The sequence below is a fragment of the Nocardioides sp. YJ-D4 genome (assembly GCF_054031495.1).
Window position 1 is genome coordinate 334,175 of sequence record NZ_CM132932.1, and the last position, 20,820, is coordinate 354,994.

General features: G+C 70.9%; 21 protein-coding genes. 5 read left to right on the forward strand and 16 right to left on the reverse strand.

What is annotated here, in order from left to right; translation table 11 throughout:
* Positions 1–5: 5 nt before the first annotated feature.
* The 6 genes from steA to ACW14X_RS01695 all read right to left on the reverse strand — a co-directional run bounded on the left by steA (position 6) and on the right by ACW14X_RS01695 (position 7,132).
* Positions 6–1,937 carry a putative cytokinetic ring protein SteA gene (steA, locus tag ACW14X_RS01670; protein WP_457164478.1) on the reverse strand — a complete coding sequence of 644 codons (1,932 nt, stop codon included), beginning with the start codon at positions 1,935–1,937 and terminating at the stop codon, positions 6–8.
* Between the two features lie 170 nt (positions 1,938–2,107).
* A complete protein-coding gene (recN, locus tag ACW14X_RS01675; protein ID WP_457164479.1) occupies positions 2,108–3,871 on the reverse strand; it encodes a DNA repair protein RecN in 1,764 nt (587 codons plus the stop codon).
* Positions 3,864–4,859 (reverse strand): NAD kinase, encoded by a 996-nt coding sequence (locus tag ACW14X_RS01680; protein WP_457164480.1) that lies wholly within the window; start codon positions 4,857–4,859, stop codon positions 3,864–3,866. The genes recN and ACW14X_RS01680 overlap by 8 nt, the downstream gene beginning before the upstream one ends.
* 79 nt (positions 4,860–4,938) lie before the next feature.
* Positions 4,939–5,802 carry a TlyA family RNA methyltransferase gene (locus tag ACW14X_RS01685; protein ID WP_160023772.1) on the reverse strand — a complete coding sequence of 288 codons (864 nt, stop codon included), beginning with the start codon at positions 5,800–5,802 and terminating at the stop codon, positions 4,939–4,941.
* An 11-nt stretch (positions 5,803–5,813) separates the two neighbouring features.
* Entirely contained in the window at positions 5,814–6,086 is a 273-nt protein-coding gene (locus ACW14X_RS01690) for a molybdopterin-binding protein (protein ID WP_350839465.1), read from the reverse strand.
* Positions 6,083–7,132: an HAD-IIA family hydrolase gene (locus ACW14X_RS01695; RefSeq protein ID WP_160023776.1), complete on the reverse strand. Its 1,050-nt coding sequence runs from the start codon at positions 7,130–7,132 to the stop codon at positions 6,083–6,085. The genes ACW14X_RS01690 and ACW14X_RS01695 overlap by 4 nt, the downstream gene beginning before the upstream one ends.
* A 64-nt stretch (positions 7,133–7,196) precedes the next feature.
* On the opposite strand from ACW14X_RS01695, the gene ACW14X_RS01700 reads away from it, so the two are divergent.
* Positions 7,197–8,357, forward strand: a complete 1,161-nt coding sequence (locus ACW14X_RS01700) for a DUF1015 family protein (protein ID WP_457164481.1) — start codon at positions 7,197–7,199, stop codon at positions 8,355–8,357.
* On the opposite strand, the gene ACW14X_RS01705 is transcribed toward ACW14X_RS01700, so the two are convergent.
* The 10 genes from ACW14X_RS01705 to argC form a co-directional block, all read right to left on the reverse strand.
* The gene (locus tag ACW14X_RS01705; RefSeq protein ID WP_160023780.1) at positions 8,354–8,773 is read right to left on the reverse strand and encodes a single-stranded DNA-binding protein; all 420 of its coding nucleotides are present in this window, start codon (positions 8,771–8,773) and stop codon (positions 8,354–8,356) included. The two genes, ACW14X_RS01700 and ACW14X_RS01705, sit on opposite strands and share 4 nt — an antisense overlap.
* 122 nt (positions 8,774–8,895) lie before the next feature.
* Positions 8,896–9,432, reverse strand: a complete 537-nt coding sequence (locus tag ACW14X_RS01710) for a DNA-3-methyladenine glycosylase (protein ID WP_457164482.1) — start codon at positions 9,430–9,432, stop codon at positions 8,896–8,898.
* Between the two features lie 32 nt (positions 9,433–9,464).
* A complete protein-coding gene (argH, locus tag ACW14X_RS01715) occupies positions 9,465–10,886 on the reverse strand; it encodes an argininosuccinate lyase (protein WP_457164483.1) in 1,422 nt (473 codons plus the stop codon).
* Entirely contained in the window at positions 10,883–11,353 is a 471-nt protein-coding gene (locus tag ACW14X_RS01720; RefSeq protein WP_457164484.1) for an NUDIX hydrolase, read from the reverse strand. The genes argH and ACW14X_RS01720 overlap by 4 nt, the downstream gene beginning before the upstream one ends.
* Positions 11,353–12,810 (reverse strand): argininosuccinate synthase, encoded by a 1,458-nt coding sequence (gene argG / locus ACW14X_RS01725; RefSeq protein ID WP_457164485.1) that lies wholly within the window; start codon positions 12,808–12,810, stop codon positions 11,353–11,355. Before argG ends, ACW14X_RS01720 begins: the two co-directional genes overlap by 1 nt.
* 25 nt (positions 12,811–12,835) lie before the next feature.
* Complete coding sequence (locus ACW14X_RS01730; protein ID WP_160023788.1) at positions 12,836–13,363, reverse strand: arginine repressor; 528 nt, start codon at positions 13,361–13,363, stop codon at positions 12,836–12,838.
* Positions 13,360–14,283 (reverse strand): ornithine carbamoyltransferase, encoded by a 924-nt coding sequence (gene argF / locus ACW14X_RS01735; RefSeq protein ID WP_160023808.1) that lies wholly within the window; start codon positions 14,281–14,283, stop codon positions 13,360–13,362. The genes ACW14X_RS01730 and argF overlap by 4 nt, the downstream gene beginning before the upstream one ends.
* Positions 14,280–15,461, reverse strand: a complete 1,182-nt coding sequence (locus tag ACW14X_RS01740) for an acetylornithine transaminase (protein WP_457164486.1) — start codon at positions 15,459–15,461, stop codon at positions 14,280–14,282. The genes argF and ACW14X_RS01740 overlap by 4 nt, the downstream gene beginning before the upstream one ends.
* Complete coding sequence (gene argB, locus ACW14X_RS01745) at positions 15,458–16,399, reverse strand: acetylglutamate kinase (protein WP_400462467.1); 942 nt, start codon at positions 16,397–16,399, stop codon at positions 15,458–15,460. The genes ACW14X_RS01740 and argB overlap by 4 nt, the downstream gene beginning before the upstream one ends.
* A complete protein-coding gene (argC, locus tag ACW14X_RS01750) occupies positions 16,396–17,433 on the reverse strand; it encodes an N-acetyl-gamma-glutamyl-phosphate reductase (RefSeq protein WP_457164487.1) in 1,038 nt (345 codons plus the stop codon). The genes argB and argC overlap by 4 nt, the downstream gene beginning before the upstream one ends.
* A gap of 74 nt (positions 17,434–17,507) precedes the next feature.
* Here argC and ACW14X_RS01755 point away from each other — a divergent pair, with 74 nt between their 5' ends.
* The 4 genes from ACW14X_RS01755 (at position 17,508) to ACW14X_RS01770 (ending at position 20,817) form a co-directional block, all read left to right on the forward strand.
* Positions 17,508–18,341, forward strand: a complete 834-nt coding sequence (locus ACW14X_RS01755; RefSeq protein ID WP_457164488.1) for a maleylpyruvate isomerase family mycothiol-dependent enzyme — start codon at positions 17,508–17,510, stop codon at positions 18,339–18,341.
* 10 nt (positions 18,342–18,351) lie between these two features.
* Entirely contained in the window at positions 18,352–18,906 is a 555-nt protein-coding gene (locus tag ACW14X_RS01760; RefSeq protein ID WP_457164489.1) for an LOG family protein, read from the forward strand.
* Positions 18,907–18,986: 80 nt separating this feature from the next.
* Positions 18,987–19,997, forward strand: a complete 1,011-nt coding sequence (locus ACW14X_RS01765) for an ATP-binding cassette domain-containing protein (protein ID WP_457164490.1) — start codon at positions 18,987–18,989, stop codon at positions 19,995–19,997.
* Position 19,998: 1 nt separating this feature from the next.
* Positions 19,999–20,817 (forward strand): ABC transporter permease, encoded by an 819-nt coding sequence (locus tag ACW14X_RS01770; RefSeq protein ID WP_350839445.1) that lies wholly within the window; start codon positions 19,999–20,001, stop codon positions 20,815–20,817.
* The last annotated feature ends 3 nt before the right edge of the window (positions 20,818–20,820 follow it).

Consider the following 20,820-nt stretch of genomic DNA (forward strand, 5'->3'; position numbering starts at 1 on the left):
TCCTATCAACGCTTCAGCAGGCCGCCGAAACCTGACGCACCGAAATCGCCACCTTGTTGACTCCGCTGTCGAGACAGCGCGAGCGGAGCGGCGACCTGACCGGTGGTCGTCTCGCTGCCGTCGACCGACGCGAACCAGCCCGGCCAGTCGTTGGCGCGGAGCGTCTCGAGGTCCTCGGAGCCCGTGGGTGCCGTCACGACCAGCCCTTTCGTGGTCGCACCGAGGCCGTCGACCAGGCCCTCGACCGCGGTCGTGTCCTCGCTGTCCTCACCGAGGACGACCAGGACGAGACCGGCCGGTCCGGTCGGTCGTCCCTGGGCCTTGACCAGGTCGCCGGTGAGCAACGCCACAGCGGCGGTCTTGGCGGGCTGGTCGAACGCGGTGGGCGGCTTCGTGCCGGCGTAGGTCTCCCCGATCACCTGGCCCATCCGCTGATAGGTCGCCTGTCCCGCGTCACCGCGGCCCAGCTGCTTGACCAGCTGCGTGGCCAGGCTGTCGACGTACTGCTTGCGGTCAGGGTCCAGCAGGTTCGGCCGTACGTCGAGCACTCCCGTCGTCTCGCCGCCGGCCGTCTCGATGTTGCCGGTGAGCGCGGCGACCGTCTTCTGGTCGGCGCCGGGGAGGGTGACGACCGCGACCTTCTGGCCGGTGAGCGTGCCGGGCAGGAGCGCGTCGCCGGCCTCGGCGACGAACTGGGCCTCGGCGCTCCGCTGCGGCTCCTTCGCGCTCTTCGTCTCGCTCTCGCCGGAGGCGGGACTCGCCGCGGCTCCGTCGTCGGCTCTGTTCACGATGCCAATGCCGATCGCGGTGAGGTCGTGGTCGGCGGCCCAGACGCCGGCCGGTACGCCGATCGCCAGCGCCGTCACCGCGGCCAGAAGCGGAAGGACGAGGCGACGGCTGCGGGGCTCCTTGCGGCGTACCGCCGGGACCGCGGAGGCGTCGATCAGCGTCGGCCCGAGCGCGAGCCGGGTCAGGTAGGTGCCGGCCAGGCCCGGGCGCTGGTCCTCGAGGAAGTCGGTCAGCGTGGTGCTCAGCCCGGCCCCGACCACCAGTGAGGGGTGCTGGGCATAGGCGACCAGGAGGGCGGCGTCCTCGGGGGCGAGGGCGGACTCGAACCGCTTCGGCTGCACGCCGATCCGGTCCAGGAGCTCGGTGGCGTTCTCGCTCGCGGAGGCGCCGGGCGCGAGGACGACCTCGGCGGCGCTGGTGAGCACCTTCGGCTCCGGGTAGCTGTCGGTGTCGGGGCCCAGGACGACCACGGCGTGGCGTACCTGCTTCTTGGTCAGCCTCTTCGCCGCGGGACCCACCGCGATGATGGCCGGGCGCTGCTCGCGCAGGAAGCCGGCGAGGTCACCGAGGAGCCGGTCCAGGTCGGGATGGTCGGCGACCACCACGACGGGCCGGCCGGCCAGCGGCGTGTCGAGAGGAGGTACGCCGTTGCCGTGCAGCAGCACCTCCTCCTCGCGCTTGAGCAGCTCGCTGCTGTTGTGGGTGAAGAGGTCCAGGTGGGAGCTCAGGCCCCGTTTGGCGTCCTCGAGGTCCTTGTCGAGGGACTCCTGGTCGAGCGCACGGCCCGAGGTCAGCAGCTGCTCGCCGTCGAAGATCTCGCCGTCGAGGATCCGCGCCTTCCGCCCGTCGACCAGCTTCTCGATCCCCGCCTCGCCGATCTTGTCGATCAGCTCGATCCCGGCGTCGGCCAGCGTCTGCGGACCCCGGTTCGGGTAGCGGCCCGAGACCATCGGCTGGGCGTTGACCACGGCGATGACGCCCTTGGCCACGATCGCCAGCGCGGTGCTCCGGTCCAGGTCGACATGGTCGATCACCGCGATGTCGCCCTCTTTGAGCCGCGGGATCAGCGCCCTGGTCGGCCGCCCCGCGCGGAGCGTGCCGCGGATGCCTGGCAGTACGGAGGGAATCTGGCGAGTAGGCAGTCTCATGTCCCGCCAATCCTCCCCCGTCGCCTGTGCGCGTCCCCGGATCTCCGATCCGGCGAGTCGGTCGTTGTGGCGGCCGAATGCGTACGTTTGGCGGCCGAGTCGGTCGTTGTGGCATGTGTCGTTCGCCACGACGACCGACTCGGGTCGCCAGAACTGAGGTCTCGGCGGGATCAGACCTTCGCCGCGCGGGCCACCTCGAGGAGCTCGCGGGCGTGCGCGATGGCGGTGTCGGAGGCCGTCAGCCCCGCCAGCATGCGGGAGAGCTCGCGTTCGCGGGACTCGTCGTCGAGGACGGTGAGGCCGGAGCTGGTGACCACACCGTCGCTGGTCTTCTCGACGGCGACGTGGTGGTCGGCGAAGGCGGCGACCTGGGGCAGGTGGGTGACGACCAGGACCTGGGCGGTGCGGGCGAGGTGGGCCAGACGCCGGCCGATCTCGACCGCGGCGGTGCCGCCGACGCCCGCGTCGACCTCGTCGAAGACGAAGGTCGGGACCGGGCTGGTGGCCGCCAGGACGACCTCGATCGCCAGCATCACCCGGGAGAGCTCACCGCCGGAGGCGCCCTTGTGGAGCGGGCGCGGCTCCGAGCCGGTGTTGGCGGCCAGCAGCAGCTCGACCTCGTCGAGGCCGTTGGAGCCGTAGCGCAGCCAGCGGCGGTCCTTGCCCGAACCGACCTTCAACGGTGCGTGCGGCTCGTCCTCCGATGCGGGCGCGTCGGTCTCCTTCTGGCGTACGTCCACCACCAGTCGCGCGTGCGGCATCGCCAGTCCGGTGAGCTCGTCGCTGACCGCCTCGGCCAGAGCGCCGGCCGCCTCGGTGCGGGCTGCCGACAGCGCCAGGCCGGCGTCTGCGAGGGCGGCGCGCAGCCGGGTGCGCTCCCCACGGAGCTCCTCGATCCGGTCGTCGTCGGAGTCGAGCTCGAGCAGTCGCTTGGCGCCGGTCTCGGCCCAGGCGAGCACCTCGTCGATGGTCTCGCCGTACTTCCTCGTCAGCGCGGTCAGCGCCGCGCGGCGCTCGGAGACCACGGAGAGCCGCGCCGGGTCGGTCTCGATCGCGGTCGCGTAGGAGGCGACGTCGGCGGCCAGGTCGGAGAGCAGGTAGGAGACCTCCGCGAGACGGTCGGCCAGGGAGGCGGCGTCGGGGTCGTGGTCGCGGACGCCGTCGAGAGCCTGGCGCGCGGCGGAGATGGCGCCCAGCGCATCGGGGGCGTCGACCTCCGAGGAGAGCGCCTCGCGGGCCTGCTCGGCGGCGGTGCGCAGCGTGTCGGCGTAGCCGAGCTTCTCCTCCTCCTGAGCGAGGGTGACATCCTCGCCGGACTCCGGTGAGACCTCCTCGACCTCACCGAGGCCGAAGCGGAGCAGATCGGCCTCCTGCGCCCGCTCGCGGGCGTGGGTGGTGACCTCGTCGAGCTCTTGCTCGACGGCTCGGAGCTCGGCGTGGATCTCGCTGTAGGCCGCGATGAGCTTGGCAACCGCGTCGCCGCCGAAGCGGTCCAGCGAGTCGCGCTGCGCGCGTGGCTGCAGCAGCCGGTGCTGGTCGGACTGGCCGTGGACCGCGACCAGCGGTGAGGTCACCGAGCCGAGGGTCGCCACCGGGACGGTCGCTCCCCCGACGTACGCCCTCGCTCGGCCTTCGGCCGCGACGGTGCGCGCCACCAGGACGCGGCCCTCCTCGACCTCTCCCCCGGCCTCCTCTGTCGCCTCGACGACGCCGGGCAGCGACCGGGCATCGATGACGCCCTCGACGCGGGCCGCCTTCTTGCCCTTGCGGACCGAGCCGGCGTCGCCGCGGCCGCCGAGCAGCAACCCGAGCGCGGTCACGATCATGGTCTTGCCCGCGCCGGTTTCACCGGTCACCACGGTCAGCCCTGGTCCGAGCTCCAGGGTCGAGGACTCGATGATCCCGAGTCCGGAGATCCTGATCTCCTCAAGCATTCTCGCCTCCGTTCATCCTGAACGGACGCCGTTCCGCGGCGCCTCGCCATCCCTCCACAGACAGTCCGAACTTCCGCACCAGACGATCCGTGAACGGGGCCTGGTGCAGGCGAACGAGTCTGACAGGCTCCACCCCCCGGGTGACCTCGATCCGGGCACCCGGGCCCAGGTCGTAGGAACGCCGGCCGTCGCACCAGAGCACGCCGGCGCCGTCGGCCCGTGAGATGACCTCGACGGCCAGCACCGAGGTCGGCGCGACCACCATGGCCCGCGCGAAGAGCGCGTGGGCGCTGATCGGGGTCAGCAGCAGCGCCTCGACGCCGGGCCACACGACCGGGCCGCCGGCGGAGAAGTTGTAGGCCGTCGAGCCGGTCGGGGTCGCGCAGACGACGCCGTCGCAGCCCCACCTCGACAGCGGCCGGCCGTCGATCTCGACGACGACCTCGAGCATCCGCTCGCGCGCGGCCTTCTCGACGCTGGCCTCGTTGACCGCGAACGTACGGAAGACCTTCTGACCGTCCTCGAAGACGCTGACCTCGAGCGCGAGGCGGTCCTCGGAGGTGTAGCGACGCTGAACGATCGCCTCGATCGTCGACTCGACGTCGTCGTACTCCGCCTCGGCCAGGAACCCGACATGGCCGAGGTTGACCCCGAGGACCGGGGTGCGGTGGGGCTGGACGATCTCGGCCGCGCGCAGGATGGTGCCGTCTCCGCCGATGACGAGCGCCAGCTCGCAGTCGCGACTCGCGTCGTCCTCGTCGGTGGCGAGCTCGAGCTTCGGTTCGTACGCCGCCGGGTCGATGCCCAGGTCGGCGGCCTCGCTGGCCAGCACGCGGACCACGATGCCGTGGACCGCGAGCGACTTGGCACAGGCGAGACCGACCTCGCGGGCCTCCTCCCGCCCGGTGTGGATGAGCATGAGGACGCGCCGAACCTCGGCTGCGTCCACGGGAGCTGGGTCCACGCCAGGGGCGTCGGCATCGGTCACGCGAGCACCCCCGTAGCGCAAGCGCGATAATACGGACGCGCTCGCGTGTTGATCGGTCGGTTCACTCGCTGGCGCTCGCTCACGGATCAACCTTCTCAGACGGCACCGACACATCCCCGGTGGCGGGGCTCTCCAGGCCGCGCTGCTCGCGCACGGCCTCCTCGATCTCAGCCTCGGTGACGGTGGCCTCCCCTCGGCGTAGCCACAGGAAGAACTCGACGTTGCCCGAGGGGCCCGGGAGCGGGCTGGTGGTGACCGCGCGTGCGCCCCAGCCGCGTCTCGCGGCGGCCGCGGCGACGGCGTTGACGGCCTCGGCCCGCAGGACGGGGTCGCGGACCACGCCACCCTTGCCGACCCGGTCCTTGCCGACCTCGAACTGGGGCTTGACCATCAGCGCCAGGTCACCGTCGGGACTGGTCACCCGGATCAGCGCGTCCAGAACGAGCTCGAGGGAGATGAACGAGAGATCACCGACGACGACGTCGACGGGTTCGCCGACCACGTCGAGGGAGAGGTCGCGGATGTTGGTGCGGTCGTGGACGACGACCCGCTCGTCCTGCTGCAGCCGCCAGGCGAGCTGGCCGTAGCCGACGTCGACGGCGACGACCTGCCGGGCCTCGTTGCGCAGGAGTACGTCGGTGAACCCGCCGGTCGACGCGCCGGCGTCCAGACAGCGGCGGCCCTTGACCGAGAGTCCGAGCGGTTCGAACGCCGCGAGCGCGCCGGCCAGCTTGTGGCCGCCGCGGGAGACGAAGTCGGGACGGTCGGGGTCTTCGGTGACCACGATCGCGACGTCGGTGGTGACGCCTGTGGCCGGCTTGGTGGCTCGGTTGCCCGAGACCGTGACGCGGCCGGCGGCGATCAGCTCGCTGGCGTGCTCGCGGGACCGGGCCAGCTTGCGCCGGACCAGCTCGGCGTCGAGACGCAGGCGGCGAGGAGGCATGCGCTCGCCTCTCAGGGCTGGTCGGTCGGCTGGGACTCGCCGGAGGCCGCGGCGATCCGGGCCATCGCGTCGTGGGCCCCGGTGTCGGGGTCCAGGGCGCGACGCAGCTCGGTGTGAGCGGCCTCGAAGACGCCGACGTGCTCGGCCAACGGAAGCTCGTCGAGCCGGTCGAGCGTCTCGAGCACCGCGTCGACGCGGGCGACACCGGTGTGCGGCGCCATGCCCGCGCCACCCAGCCCGGCCGAGGCCTCAGCCGGAGTCTCGTCGAAATGCTGCTCGCTCATGGGGCTGAGACTACCGTCCCGCCGTCGGCATCCGGGCCAGGCGGCACGGCCTGTGCACCGATCGTGGCCACCGATCCGGTGGCGTCCAGGTGTGCCCAGGCACTGGCCGCGGCCACTCGCCACCAGTCGTCGGGGCTCCCTTCGCCGGTGACCTGCAGCTCTCCGTCGCGTACCTCTGCCGTCCAGCCGCCGAGCCGCGCGGTCGTGCCGTCGATCTCCGGCGCCGCGTGGGTCTCCAGCAGCCCGCCCAGGTCGGCGGAGATGTAGGAGGGCCGTCGCCGCGGCTCGGCCGCGACGAGGTCTTCGAGCCCGGTGACGCCGGTGAGCACCAGCAGCGTGTCGATGCCGGCGTTGCGACCGCCCTCGATGTCGGTGTCGAGCCGGTCGCCGACCATCAGCGGGTGATCGGCCTCGGTGCGCCGGATGGTCTCCTCCAGCAGGGGTCGCGACGGCTTCCCCGCCACGACCGGCTCGACGCCCGAGAATCGACGCAGCGTGTCGACCAGGACACCGTGGCCAGGCGCGATCCCGTAGGCCGCCGGGAAGGTCATGTCGGTGTTGCTGGCGACCCAGAAAAGCCCGTCCTTGATCCGCACGGCCGCGCGCAGGATGTCCTTCCACAGCAGCTCGGGGTTGTAGCCGGTGACGATCGCCTCGGCGTCCTCGTCGACGGCCACCGGCACCAGGCCGGCGGCCTCGAGCGGCTCGCGCAGGCCCGCGGCGCCCAGGTTGACGACCTTCGCCCCCGGGGCGAGCCGCTCGGCCAGGACCCGCGCAGCGGCCTGGGCGGAGGTGACCACGTCCTCGGCGGTCGCCTCGATCCCCAGGTTGCGGATGTTCTCAGCGACCTTGGCCGGAGGCCGGGCGGCGTTGTTGGTGATGAACGCCAGCCTGAGCCCGGCCTCGCGCGCCGCGGCGAGCGACTCGGGGGCGCGCCGGACCGCTGTGCCCCCGATGTAGACCACGCCGTCGAGGTCGAGCATCGCCACGTCGTGGGCGGCGGCGAGCGGCTCGGCTGAGCCTTTCAACTGATGGCCGGTCAGCACACGAAGTTCCTTCTCTGAGTCGGGGGTTCGGCGAATGGCACCAGTGTGACCCTACGATGTGCGGATGGACGATACGGGTGTGGTCAGGGCGCCGTACCTCGGGCGTCCGCTGCGCCTGGAGCCGTTTCGAGCGCTCTCGCTGGCCCCTTCACGGATCGGGGACCCGACCTCCGCACGGCTCTACTCCCGCCCCTATCGGGGGGTCGCCTCCCGGATCAGCTCATGGCTGGCGCGCGGCGATCTGCGCCAGCACCAGGACCTCGCGCTCTACCTCCACGAGTACACCGCCGCCGGGATCACCGTGCGCGGCGTCGTCGGGATCCTCGACGTCTCGCACCGCACCGACGACCCCGCTGACGCCGCAGTGATCCCCCACGAGGGCGTACGCACCGCCCAGGCCGAGCAGCTCGCCTCGCGGATGCGGCAGATGCGGGTGCACCCGGCGCCGATCCTGCTCACCTACCACGCGCCCGACGGCATCGCGGCGCTCCTCGACCGGGTGCAGAGCGGCACGCCCGAGGAGCAGTACGACGACCACGGCGGCCAGCACCATCGCGTCTGGGCGATCACCGACGAGGCGCTGATCGGGCAGCTGCGCAAGGCATGGGCGAGCCAGCAGGCACTGATCGCCGACGGACACCACCGCTACGCGGCGTACGCCGAGCTCCAAGGGCTCGCCGAACCCGGCGACGGCGCCGCGACCGACTTCGGCCTGGCGATGCTGATCGACCAGGACGACACGCCGTTGCAGCTCGGCGCGATCCATCGGGTGCTTGCCGGGGTGAACCTGCGCGACCTACGGGCCGCGGCCGAGTCCGTCGGCGCCGAGTGGACCGCCGGCAGCCGCGACGCCGCCCTGAGCCGGCTCGGGCCCGGTGTCGTCGTGCTCAGCGACGGCCGGGGCTGGGCCACCCTCGACGTCGACACCGCCAACACCCCGATCACCGGTGATGTCGGCTATCTGCACGACCGCGTCCTCCCCGAGCTGCGGCGGCAGCCGTCGCGGGTGCTGCACGCCCACCAGGTCGACGCCGCGCTGAAGCGGGCCCGCCCGGGTCGCGACGTCGCCGTGCTGCTGGCGGCACCGACCTTCGACACCATCCTCTCCTCGGCATCGATCGGGCAGCTGCTGCCGGAGAAGGCGACCTCGTTCCAGCCCAAGCCGCACCCCGGCGTGCTCATCCGCCTCCTGGACTCGGCACGGCTGGAGAAATCGCGCCACTAGCTGGCCTGCCTGGCCGCGGCGGCTGCCCGGCTCACCCGTCTGGCCGACGAGACCTCCACCTCGGTCATCGACTGCAGCCGGCCGCCGGTCTTGAAGAACCGGCGACGCAGGGAGCCGTTGACCTCGATGACGTCTCCGACCTGCCAGGTCATCGCCGCTCGCCGGACCCGGGCAACCCAGGTGTGACACTCGAGCGCGTCGATCTGCACCCGGCTCCCCCGGCGTTTGTCGCGCGGCCTGTTGACGACCACCCGGAACGCGGTCAGCTGATCTCCGCTCGGCAGCTCCTTCTCCTCAGCGGCCAGCGACAACCTGCCGATCAACCGCACCTCGTTGACCGTCGCCAGCCCGCCGGCCGGCCCCATCCGCTCGCCATCGTCCGGTGATGGCTCCTTCTCTACCCTTGCGACCGTCATCTCGATCACCTCCGACCACCATCCTGATCAGGGTCACCGACAGTTCCGCCCGGGCCGATGCGGCCTGTGGAGAACCGCGGCCCGAACCGGGCCTGTGGACGGTCATCGGCCCGTCCGGCCAGCTATCGGAGGGCTTTCGCCGGCCGGTAGGGCGAAACCGTCGGGTCGCCTGCGACCCAGAAACGCCAGGGACGGTCCGGAGCGAGCCGCAGCCCGACGCGTGGCCCGGCCGCGATCTCGATCGCCGCCCACGTGTCGGCCGGCGCCAGGTCCAGCTCGAAGTCGGTGGTCCCGTCCATCGTCAGATCGATCCCGAGCGCCGAGCAGAGTCGCGCGGGTCCCCGGGCGAGATCGACGTCGCGTACCGCTCCACGTCGTTCCCGGGCGACCTCGATCCCCTCGATGATCTCGCCGGCACGCAGCAGGATCGCGCCGGGCTCGCCCTCCGGATGGCAGACCAGGTTGGCGCAGTGGTGCATCCCGTAGGTGAAGTAGACATAGAGCCGCCCTGGCGGCCCGAACATCACCCGGTTGCGGTTCGTCTCGCCTCGGAAGGCGTGCGAGCCGGGATCGTCGGCCGCGTACGCCTCGACCTCGGTGAGTCGCACCTTCACGCCGTCGAAGGACAGCGTCGCCCCGAGGAGCCGCGGAGCGGTCACCTCGGGGCGCTGGTTCAACAGGCTCGCGAGCACTACGACGTACGGAACCCGGCTGCCTTGGCCCGGAGCTCGGCGAGCTGCTCGGCGACCCGGTCGGGAGCGGTGCCACCGCGGCCGTCGCGGGATGCGACCGACCCCTCGATGGTCAGCACCAGGCGTACGTCTGGAGTCAGCGCCGGCGAGATCGTCGCGAACTCCTCGTCGGTGAGCGCGTCCAGCTCCACGCCGCGCTTCTCCGCCGCCTGGACACAGGCGCCGGCGAGCTCGTGCGCGATCCGGAACGGCGTGCCCTGCCGGACCAGCCACTCGGCGATGTCGGTGGCCAGCGAGAAGCCCTGAGGGGCGAGCTCTGCCATCCGGTCGGTGTTGTAGACCAGCGTCGCGACCTGGCCGGTGAAGGCCGGGAGCAGGACCTCGAGGGTGTCCAGGGAGTCGAAGACCGGCTCCTTGTCCTCCTGCAGGTCGCGGTTGTACGCCAGCGGCAGCGCCTTCAGCGTCGTCAGCAGCCCGGTCAGGTTGCCGACCAGTCGTCCGGCCTTGCCGCGGGCGAGCTCGGAGATGTCGGGGTTCTTCTTCTGCGGCATGATGCTCGACCCCGTCGACCACGAGTCGTGCAGCGTGACGAAGTCGAACTCCTTGGTCGCCCACAGGATGATCTCCTCGGCGATCCGACTGACGTCGACCCCGATCTGAGCGCACACGTAGGCGAACTCGGCCACGAAGTCACGCGAAGCCGTCCCGTCGATCGAGTTCGCGCTCGAGCCGGTGAAGCCGAGCTCGGAGGCGACCAGCTCGGGGTCGAGCCCGAGCGACTGCCCCGCGAGCGCCCCGGACCCGTACGGCGAGTCGCACACGACCCGGCTCTGCCAGTCGTCGAGCCGAGAGACGTCGCGCAGCAGCGACCAGGCGTGGGCCATCAGGTGGTGGGAGAGCAGCACCGGCTGAGCGTGCTGGAGGTGCGTACGTCCCGGCATGATCGCGCCCATGTTCTCGTCGGCCTGCGCCGCGAGCGCGTCGATGAGATCGAGCACGAGCCCCCGCAGCACCCGCTCGTGGTCGAGCAGATAGCTCCGGAAGAGAGTGGCGATCTGGTCGTTGCGCGAGCGCCCGGCCCGCAGCTTGCCCCCGACGTCGGGACCGATCTCCTCGATGAGCAGCCGCTCCAGCGCACCGTGTACGTCCTCGTCCGAGGCAGCCGGAAGCAGCCGTCCGGCAGTGAACCGGTCGGCGAGGACGTCCAGACCCCGGTGAATCTCGTTCTCCTCGTCACCGGTGAGCAGCCCAGCCGCCCCCAGCGCCTTCGCGTGGGCGTGGGACCCGGCGATGTCGTAGAGCGCCAGCCGCCAGTCGAACTGCGTCGAGCGCGAGAGCGCCTCGAGCTCCGGCGACGGACCACCGGCGAACCGGCCGCCCCAGAGCTTGCCCTCGTTGGTGGTGTTGGCAGGCGTGGTCACGACTCTCCTCGTACGGCTTTGATGGCGATCTCCATGATGTCAGGAAGTGCGCCCGGGGTCGCGGTGCCCTCGGCGCGAAGCTTGTCCGGTGTCCACCAGCCGGCCTGGACGACCGATGCGACCTCGATCGGCTCCAGGTTTGCGAAGCTGACCTCGACCTGACGTTCGAGCACGAGGGCGAAGTAGGCGTTGTGGCCGCTGTAGTCGACGCCGTTCCAGCTGTACTCGTCGGCGTGGATCTGGACAGGGCCGACGAGTGCCTCGGGCTGGACCCGGATGCCGGCCTCCTCCCACAGCTCCCGCGCGGCAGCGCCGACCGCGTCCTCGCCGGGGTCGATGGCGCCCCCGATGCTGGTCCAGTAGGCGCCCCGCGACGGGTTCCCCGGGTCGGTGTCCTGCAGGAGGAGCACCTCACCGTCGGCACTGACCGGGAGAACCCGCGCGGACTCGCGGTGCACACGCACCATCAGTCGTTGCCCGCCTCCAGCGCGGCCTCGTCCAGGACGCTCTCGTCCAGGACCTGCTCCTCGACCGGCAGCACGGCGATGGGCTTGCCGTCGGTCGCCGCGATGCGGTCGAAGCCGCCGGCGGGCAGCTCGCCGAAGAGGGTGCCGTTCTCGACGAGCACGGTGCCCTGGTCGAGGGGGTGGCCGGCGTAGATCTCGAGCTTGGAGCGGGAGTCGGCGATGTCGAGGTTGCGCATGGTGAGCTGGCCGATGCGGTCGACGGGACCGAAGGCGGCGTTCTCGACGCGCTCCATGGAGAGCTTCTCGGGGTGGTAGGAGAAGTGGGAACCCTCGGTGTTCAACACCGTGTAGTCCTCACCCCGGCGCAGCCGCAGGGTGACCGTGCCCGAGACCAGCGAGGCGATCCAGCGCTGGATCGACTCGCGCAGCATCAGCGCCTGCGGGTCGAGCCAGCGGCCCTCGTACAGCAGCCGGCCGAGCTTGCGGCCCTCGTTGTAGTAGTTGGACATGGTGTCCTCGTTGTGCACCGCGTTGAGCAGCCGCTCGTAGGCCGCCCACAGCAGCGCCATGCCCGGCGCCTCGTAGATGCCGCGGGACTTGGCCTCGATGATCCGGTTCTCGATCTGGTCCGACATCCCCAGGCCGTGACGACCGCCGATCGCGTTGGCCTCGTAGACCAGCGCCACCGGATCGGAGAACGACTGACCGTTGATCGCCACCGGGCGGCCCTCGACGAAGGTCACCGAGACGTCCTCGGTCTCGATGGCGACCGAGGGGTCCCAGAACTTCACGCCCATGATCGGCTCGACCGTCTCCAGCGAGACGTCGAGGTGCTCCAGGGTCTTGGCCTCGTGGGTGGCGCCCCAGATGTTGGCGTCGGTGGAGTACGCCTTCTCGGTGGAGTCGCGGTAGGGCAGGTTGTGCGCGACCAGCCACTCCGACATCTCGTGGCGTCCACCGAGCTCGTGGACGAAGTCGGCGTCGAGCCACGGCTTGTAGATGCGCAGCTCGGGGTTGGCCATCAGGCCGTAGCGGTAGAACCGCTCGATGTCGTTGCCCTTGAAGGTCGACCCGTCGCCCCAGATGTTGACGTTGTCGGCCTGCATCGCACGCACCAGCATCGTGCCGGTCACCGCACGCCCCAGAGGCGTGGTGTTGAAGTAGGCACGGCCACCGGAGCGGATGTGGAAGGCACCGCAGGCGAGCGCGGCCAGGCCCTCCTCGACGAGCTGCGGCTTGATGTCGATGGCGCGGGCGATCTCGGCGCCGTAGGCCATCGCGCGGTCCGGGACACCGGAGATGTCGGGCTCGTCGTACTGCCCGATGTCGGCGGTGTAGGTGCACGGAACCGCGCCCTTGTCGCGCATCCAGGCGACCGCCACGGAGGTGTCGAGACCTCCGGAGAAGGCGATGCCGACGCGCTCACCCTTGGGAAGGGAGGTCAGGACCTTGCTCACGAGATGTTGCTCCTTGCTCTGAAACTTACGGAATGTCTGTGGTCTTGCCGGCGAGGCTGAGGAAGCGGTTGACGAGCGCTGCGCCGCCCTTGGGCTCGCGGCCGATGACGAGCACGGTGTCGTCGCCGGCGATGGTGCCGAGGATGTCGGGATATTCGGCCCGGTCGATCGCGGAGGCGAAGTACTGGGCACCCCCTGCAGGAGTACGCAGCACCACGAGGTTGCCGCTGCCGTCGGCGCTCACCAGGAGCTCTCGGGCGAGTCGGCCGAGCTTGCTGCGTCCGCTGGCCGACTCCCCCGGGGCGACCGCCGTGCGGTCGCCACCCTCACCGGGGACCGCGTAGACCAGCGCGCCCGAAGGCGCCCGCACCTTCACCGCGTCGAGCTCGTCCAGATCACGCGAGAGGGTCGCCTGGGTGACGTTGACCCCGTGGGCGAACAACGCCTCGGAGAGCTCGGTCTGGGACCGGATCTCCTTGCTCCAGATGATGTCCACGATCAGGGACTGGCGCGCCCCCTTGGTCGCCGGCCGCTGCGTCTCGTTGGTGGTCATCGTCGCTCCCACAGGAAGGCCAGGATCGCCTTCTGGGCGTGGCGCCGGTTCTCCGCCTCGTCCCACACCAGGCTGCGCGGACCGTCGAGCACCTCGGCCTCGATCTCCTTGCCGCGGTAGGCGGGCAGGCAGTGCAGCACAACAGCTTCGGGGTCGGCGTGGCCGAGCAGGTCGGTGGTGAGCGCGTAGGGCGAGAACACCGCGACCCGCGCGGCCGCCTCGCTCTCCTTGCCCATCGAGACCCAGGTGTCGGTGATGAGTACGTCGGCCCCGGCTGCCGCCGCGACCGGATCCGAGGTCACGGTGACCGAGCCGCCGGTCTCCTCGGCGATCTCCTTGGCCCGGACCAGCACCTCCGCATCGGGCGCGTAGCCCTCGGGCGCCCCGAACCGGACGTGCATCCCGGCGATTGCCCCCGCCAGCGCCCAGGAGTTGCCCATGTTGCAGGCCGCGTCGCCGAGGAAGGCCGCGGTCAGGCCGGCCAGCGATCCCTTGTGCTCGCGCAGCGTCTGCAGGTCGGCGAGCAGTTGGCAGGGGTGGAACTCGTCGGTGAGCGCGTTGACGACCGGGACCCCGGAGTGGGCGGCCATCTGCTCGAGGTCGGTCTGGGCGAACGTACGCCACACGATCTCGCCCGCCTGCCGGCCGAGGACCCGGGCGACGTCGGCGACGGACTCCCGCTCGCCGATCCCGGCCAGGCGGCCGTCGACGAGCATCGAGTGGCCACCGAGCTCGGCGATCCCGGAGGAGAACGACGCCTGGGTGCGCAGCGTCGGCTTGTCGTAGATCGTGGCCACGGTCACCGGGCCGGCGAGCGGCTTGGCGGCGTAGGGGTCCTGCTTCATCGCTGCCGCGAGCGCCAGCACCTCGGCCTGCTCGGCCGGGGTGAGGTCGTCGTCGCGGAGGAAGTGTCTGGTCATCTCGCCCCCGTTTCCTGGGCCGCGTCGAGGATGGACGGCCAGGCGGCCAGGAGGCTCTCGGCGTCGTCCTCGGTGAGCACGAGCGGCGGCACGATCCGGATCCGCTCGGGCGTCGCGTTGTTGAGGATGAAGCCCGCCTCGAGGGCGGCCGCGGCGACAGCGCCCGAGTCGAGACCGGCGAGGACCACTCCGATGAAGAGGCCCTCCCCGTCGACCCTGGTGACCCGCGGGTCGGCGGCGAGGCCGTCGCGCAGCTTCTGGCCGAGCACGGTGACGTGCTCGAGGAGCCCGTCGGCCTCGATGGTGTCGATCACCGCGAGACCTGCGGCGCAGGCGACCGGGTTGCCACCGAAGGTGGTGCCGTGGTTGCCGGGCTCGAAGAGCGTCGCGGCCCGGCCCAGACCGATGCAGGCACCGATCGGGAAGCCGCCGCCGAGCCCCTTGGCGAGGGTGACGATGTCGGCGGTGACCCCGGAGGTCTCGTGGGCGAACCAGCGGCCGGTGCGGCCCAGGCCGGACTGGACCTCGTCGAGCCAGAGCAGCGCGCCGTGCTCGTCGGCCACGGCCCGCGCAGCCGCGAGATAGTCGGCGGGCGGCACGATGACGCCGGCCTCGCCCTGGATCGGCTCCAGGATGATCGCCGCGGTCTCGTCGGTCACGGCCGCCGCCAACGCGGAAGCGTCGCCGTAGGGGACGAAGGTGACCTCGCCCGGCAGCGGTTCGAACGGCTTCCGGTAGGCCTCCTTGGCGGTCAGCGCCAGGGCGCCCATCGAGCGGCCGTGGAAGGCGCCCTGGGCAGCCACGATGTGCGTCCGCCCGGTGCGCCGGGTCAGCTTGAAGCCGGCCTCGTTGGCCTCGGTGCCGGAGTTGGTGAAGAAGACCCGGCCGGTCTCGCCGCCGGGGACCCGGGCGAGCAGCGCCTCGGCCAGCTCGACCTGGGGGTGGGAGGTGAAGAAGTTGGAGACGTGGCCGAGGGACTCCATCTGGGAGGTCACCGCGGAGACCAGCGCCGGGTGGGCGTGCCCGAGGGCGTTGACCGCGATGCCGGCCAGCAGGTCGACGTACTCCTTGCCGTCCTCGTCCCACACGTGGGCACCCTCGCCTCGGGTGAGGACCAGCTTGGGAGTGCCGAAGGTGTTCATCAGCGCGTCGGCGTAGCGCTCAGAGTACGTCGTCATTTGTCGAGCTCCCTTGCCTTGCGGGTCTTCGTGGTGACGCCGGGGAGCACCTGCGTGCCGACCCCCTCGGCGGTGAACAGCTCCAGCAGTACGGCGTGCTCGGCGCGGCCGTCGACGACGGTGGCGCGCTTGACGCCGCCCTTGACCGCCTCCAGGCAGGCGCTCATCTTCGGAATCATCCCGCTGGCCAGCTCGGGCAGGATGCCCTCCAGCGCCTCGGGACTGATCTCCCCGATGACCTCCTCGGGGTCGGGCCAGTCGAGGTAGAGACCCTCGACGTCGGTCAGCACCAGCAGCTTCTCCGCCTCGAGCGCGACCGCCAGCGCCGAGGCCGCGCGGTCGGCGTTGACGTTGTAGACGGCGCCGTCGACGTCGGGCGCGACGCTGGAGACGACCGGGATCCGGCCGGCCTCGATGATGTCGAGGACCGATTCGGGACGTACGTCGACGACCTCGCCGACCTGGCCGAGGTCGATCTCCTCACCGTCGATGATGGTGCTGGCCGGCTCGGCGGTGAAGAGTCCGGCGTCCTCGCCGGAGAGCCCGACGGCCAGCGGGCCGTGCTCGTTGATCAGTCCGACGAGCTCGCGCTGCACCTGGCCGACCAGGACCATCCGGACCACGTCCATGGCCTCGGGGGTGGTCACCCGCAGCCCGCCGCGGAACTCCGACTCGATGCCGAGCCGGTCGAGCATGCTCGAGATCTGGGGGCCGCCGCCGTGCACGACGACCGGCTTGAAGCCGGCGAACCGCATGAAGGCGATGTCCTCGGCGAAGGCACGCTTGAGCTTGTCGTCGGTCATGGCGTTGCCGCCGTACTTCACCACGACGATCTTGCCGTGATACTCCTTCAGCCACGGCAGGGCGCCGGCCAGTGTGCGGGCCTTGGCGGGGTCGGGCCGACCGGGCTCGTGGGCGACGGTCTCCAGGTCGATCACGGCGCGACTCCCACCGTGGTCAGGCCCATGGTCTCGTCGAGCCCGAGCGCGAGGTTCATGCACTGGATCGCGCCCCCGGCGGTGCCCTTGGCGAGGTTGTCCTCGGCGCCGACCACGACCAGCCGCCCGGCGGCCTCGTCGACGGTCACCTGGAGGACGACCGCGTTGGACCCGAGCACGGCCTGGGTCTGCGGCCACTGCCCCTCGGGCAGAAGGTGGACGAAGGGCTCCTCCGCGTACGCCTTCTCGAAGACCGCACGCGCATCGGCCGCCGTCACGCCGTCATTGAGCTTCGCGGAGCAGGTCGCCAGGATGCCGCGCGGCATCGGCACCAGCACCGGGGTGAAGGAGACCGACACCTCGCAGTCGATGAGTCCGGAGAGGTTCTGGACGATCTCGGGGGTGTGCCGGTGGACGCCGCCGACGCCGTAGGCGCTGACGTTGCCCATGACCTCGGCACCGATCAGGTGGGGCTTGGACGACTTCCCCGCGCCGCTGGCGCCGGTGGCGGCGACCACGACGACCTCGGGCTCGACGATGCCGGCCTCGATCGCAGGGGCGAGGGCCAGGGTGGAGACGGTCGGGAAGCAGCCCGGCACCGCGACCCGGCTGGCCGAGGCGAGCGCTGCCCGCTGTCCGGGGAGTTCGGGGAGCCCGTAGGGCCAGGTGCCGGCGTGGTCGGTGCCGTAGAACTTCGTCCACGTCTCGGCGTCGGCGAGCCGGAAGTCGGCGCCGCAGTCGATCACGACCACGTCATCGGGAAGGCCTGCCGCGATCGGGCCGGACTCGCCGTGCGGCAGCGCCAGGAAGACGACGTCGTGACCGGCCAGGGTCTCGGCGGTGGTGGGCTCCAGAACTCGGTCGGCGAGCGGGATCAGGTGGGGCTGGAGGCTCCCCAGGGTCTTGCCCGCGCTGGAGGCGGCGGTCAGGGCGCCGATCTCCACCTCGGGGTGGGCCAGCAGCAGCCTGAGCAGCTCACCTCCGGCATATCCACTGGCACCGGCGACGGCGACGCGCTTCTTCGTCATGTGCATGAACATACGTCAGTCTGCATGTATGTCGCAAAACCCGTTCGGAGATTGAGACGCGGGCCCTTAGTGTTCGCTCCATGACAACCCGCCTCACCCCCACCGCCTACCTCGACCACATCCGGTCGGAGTCGGCGCGCTTCCGTGCCGTACTCGCAGACACGGACCCCACCACCCCGGTGCCGACCGCACCGGACTGGACCGCCGCCGACCTGCTGTGGCACGTCGCCGCCGAGGTTCAGCACTTCTGGACGTACGTCCTGGAGACTCGGCCGTCCGAGCCCACCAGCGAGACCTACTCCGAGCCGGAGCGCCCGGAGGACGCGACCTACCAGGACCTGCTCGCCCACTTCGACGACCTCAACGCCAGGTTCATCAAGACCCTGGAGCAGACCGGGCCCGAGGAGCCCACCTGGTCCTGGTCGCCGGACCAGACCGCCGCCTTCACCTACCGCAGGCAGGCCCACGAGATCCTCATCCACCGCCTCGACGCGGAGCTCACCGCCGGCGCCGTGACGCCGCTCGACCCGGCCCTGGCCGCCGACGGGATCGACGAGATCCTCGACGTCTTCTACGGCGGCAAGCCCGACTGGGCGAGGTTCACCGGCGGCGGCCAGTACGTACGCGTCGACGCGGTCGACACCGACACCCAGACCTGGGTCGAGCTGGGCCTCGTCTCCGGCACCCGCCCCAACGGCGACAGCCTGGAGGACGAGCCCGACCTCAGCGTCGTCTCCCCGGACGCCATACCCGGCGGCACCGAGCCCGACGTGGTCATCAAGGGCACCGCGGCCGACCTGGACGCCTGGCTCTGGCGCCGGCGGGACGACGAGGGCATCCAGGTCACCGGTGACAAGGACGTCTACGAGCGCTTCCGCGCGTTGACGAACCAGGCGATCACCGACGACGACTAACCTCACGCCCATGATCAAGCATCTGGCGGTCTTTCTCGGCTCCCGCGACGGCAACGACCCGGCGCTCATGGAGAAGGCCTACGAGGTCGGCAAGGGCCTCGCCGAGCGCGAGATCGAGCTGGTCTACGGAGCGGGCGGCGGAGGCCTGATGGGCCAGATCTCCCAGGGCGCGATCGACGGCGACGGCAGGGTCTTCGGCGTGATCCCACGGTTCATGGTCGAACGTGAGTGGGGTCGCGTCGAAGGCGCGCCGGGGATGCAGACGGTCGTGGTCGACACCATGCACGAGCGCAAGGCGCTCATGGCCGAGCGCGCCGACGCGTTCCTCGCGCTCCCCGGCGGGATCGGCACCCTCGAGGAGCTCTTCGAGGTCTGGACCTGGCAGACCCTCTCGCTGCACGGGAAGCCGGTCGGCCTGTTCAACGTCAACGGCTTCTGGGACCCGTTCGTGGAGATGATGGAGCGCATCGCCGCGGCAGGCTTCCTGCACGGCTCCCCCGCGGAGTCGCTGGTGGTGGGCGAGGATCTCGACGACGTCCTCGCCCGCCTGGCTGCCGCCCGCTGAAACCGGCCACTGAAACCGGGCCGGCTGTCGTGAAACCACGGTGAAGGCGCCCTGAAACCGGCGCCCCACACCCTGGGAGCATGACAACCACCACCGAACTGGCCGTATCGGCCTCAGGTCTGGTCAAGACCTTCGGAGACTTCACCGCGGTCGACGGGATCGACCTCGAGATCCGCCGCGGAGAGGTCTTCGGCGTGCTCGGCCCCAACGGCGCCGGCAAGACCACCACCTTGAAGATGCTCGCGACCCTGCTCCCGATCGATGCCGGCAAGGCGGAGATCTTCGGGGTCGACGTCAAGGCGAACCCCCACCAGGTCCGTCAGCTCGTCGGCGTGACGGGGCAGTACGCCTCCGTCGACGAGAACCTCACCGCCACCGAGAACCTGGTCCTCTTCGGACGCCTGCTGGGCATGTCCGGCAAGTCCGCCCGGGCCGCCTCGGAGGAGCTGCTGGAGTCCTTCGGGCTCCAGGAGGCCGCCAAGCGGCAGATCTCGAAGTTCTCCGGCGGCATGCGCCGTCGCCTCGACCTCGCCGCCTCGCTCCTGTCCCGCCCGCCGCTGATCTTCCTCGACGAGCCGACCACCGGCCTGGACCCCCGCACCCGGGGCCAGATGTGGGACACCATCCGTACGCTGGTCGCCGGCGGCTCCACCGTCCTGCTCACCACGCAGTACCTCGACGAGGCCGACCAGCTCGCCGACCGGATCGCGGTCATCGACCGCGGCGTCAAGGTCGCCGAAGGCACCTCGGAGCAGCTCAAGACCTCCGTCGGCAACTCCACGCTGCACCTGCGCCTGAGCGACAAGACGCAGGTCGCCACGGCCGCCGCTGTGGTCGAGAAGGTCACCGGCGATCAGCCGGTGCTCACTCCCGAGGCGGGCGGTGTCAACGTACCGCTGGCCGATGCCGACCGAGCAGCCGACGTGCTCATCGGCCTTCGCCACGCCGGCATCTCAATCACCACCGCCAACGTGCAGCAGCCGACCCTGGACGAGGTTTTCCTCGCCCTGACCGGTCACGGCACCGACAGCCCCCAAGACCGGGGCCGGACCGACATCCACACCGACATCCACACCGAGGAGGTGGCCTGAGATGGCTGCACTGATCTCCACGTACGCCGTCGCCGACCGCCCGCTCAAGACGCACCCCGGTGTGGGCGAGACGATCGCCCAGACGTTCACCATGGCCCGGCGCGCGCTGATCAAGATGATGCGCAACCCCGAGCAGTTCTTCGACGTGACGATCCAGCCGCTGCTGTTCACCGCGATGTTCGCCTACATCTTCGGCGGGGCGATCTCCGGTGACGTCAAGTCGTACCTGCCGACCATCATCACCGGCATCCTGGCCCAGACCGCGCTGACCGCCTCGATGGCTCGCGGCACCCAGCTGCGGGAGGACATGGACAAGGGCGTCTTCGACCGGTTCAAGGCGCTCCCGATCGCCCGGATCGCGCCGCTGGCCGGCCCCGCCGTCGCGGACCTGCTCCGCTACGGGATCGCCGCGACGCTGACCATCGTGGTCGGCCTGCTGATGGGCTACCGGCCCGGTGGCGGGGTCGGCGGGGTGCTCGCCGGCTGGGCGCTGACCATCTTCGCCGGCTGGTCGCTGAGCTGGATCTTCACCTGGCTCGGCACGATCATGAAGACCGCGGGCGGGGTGCAGGGCCTGGGCATGATGATCATGTTCCCGCTGACCTTCCTCTCCCCCGCGTTCGTACCGAAGGAGACGATGCCCGACTGGCTGCAGACCTTCGTCGACCTCAACCCGGTCACGCTGGTCATCAACGCCACCCGCGACCTGATGAACGCCGGCGACGTCACCCTGAGCGTCGTGTGGGCGCTCGTCGGCTGCGCCGCGGTCGTCGCGATCTTCGCCCCGCTCTCGGTGTGGAGCTACAGCAAGAAGCTCTGACCG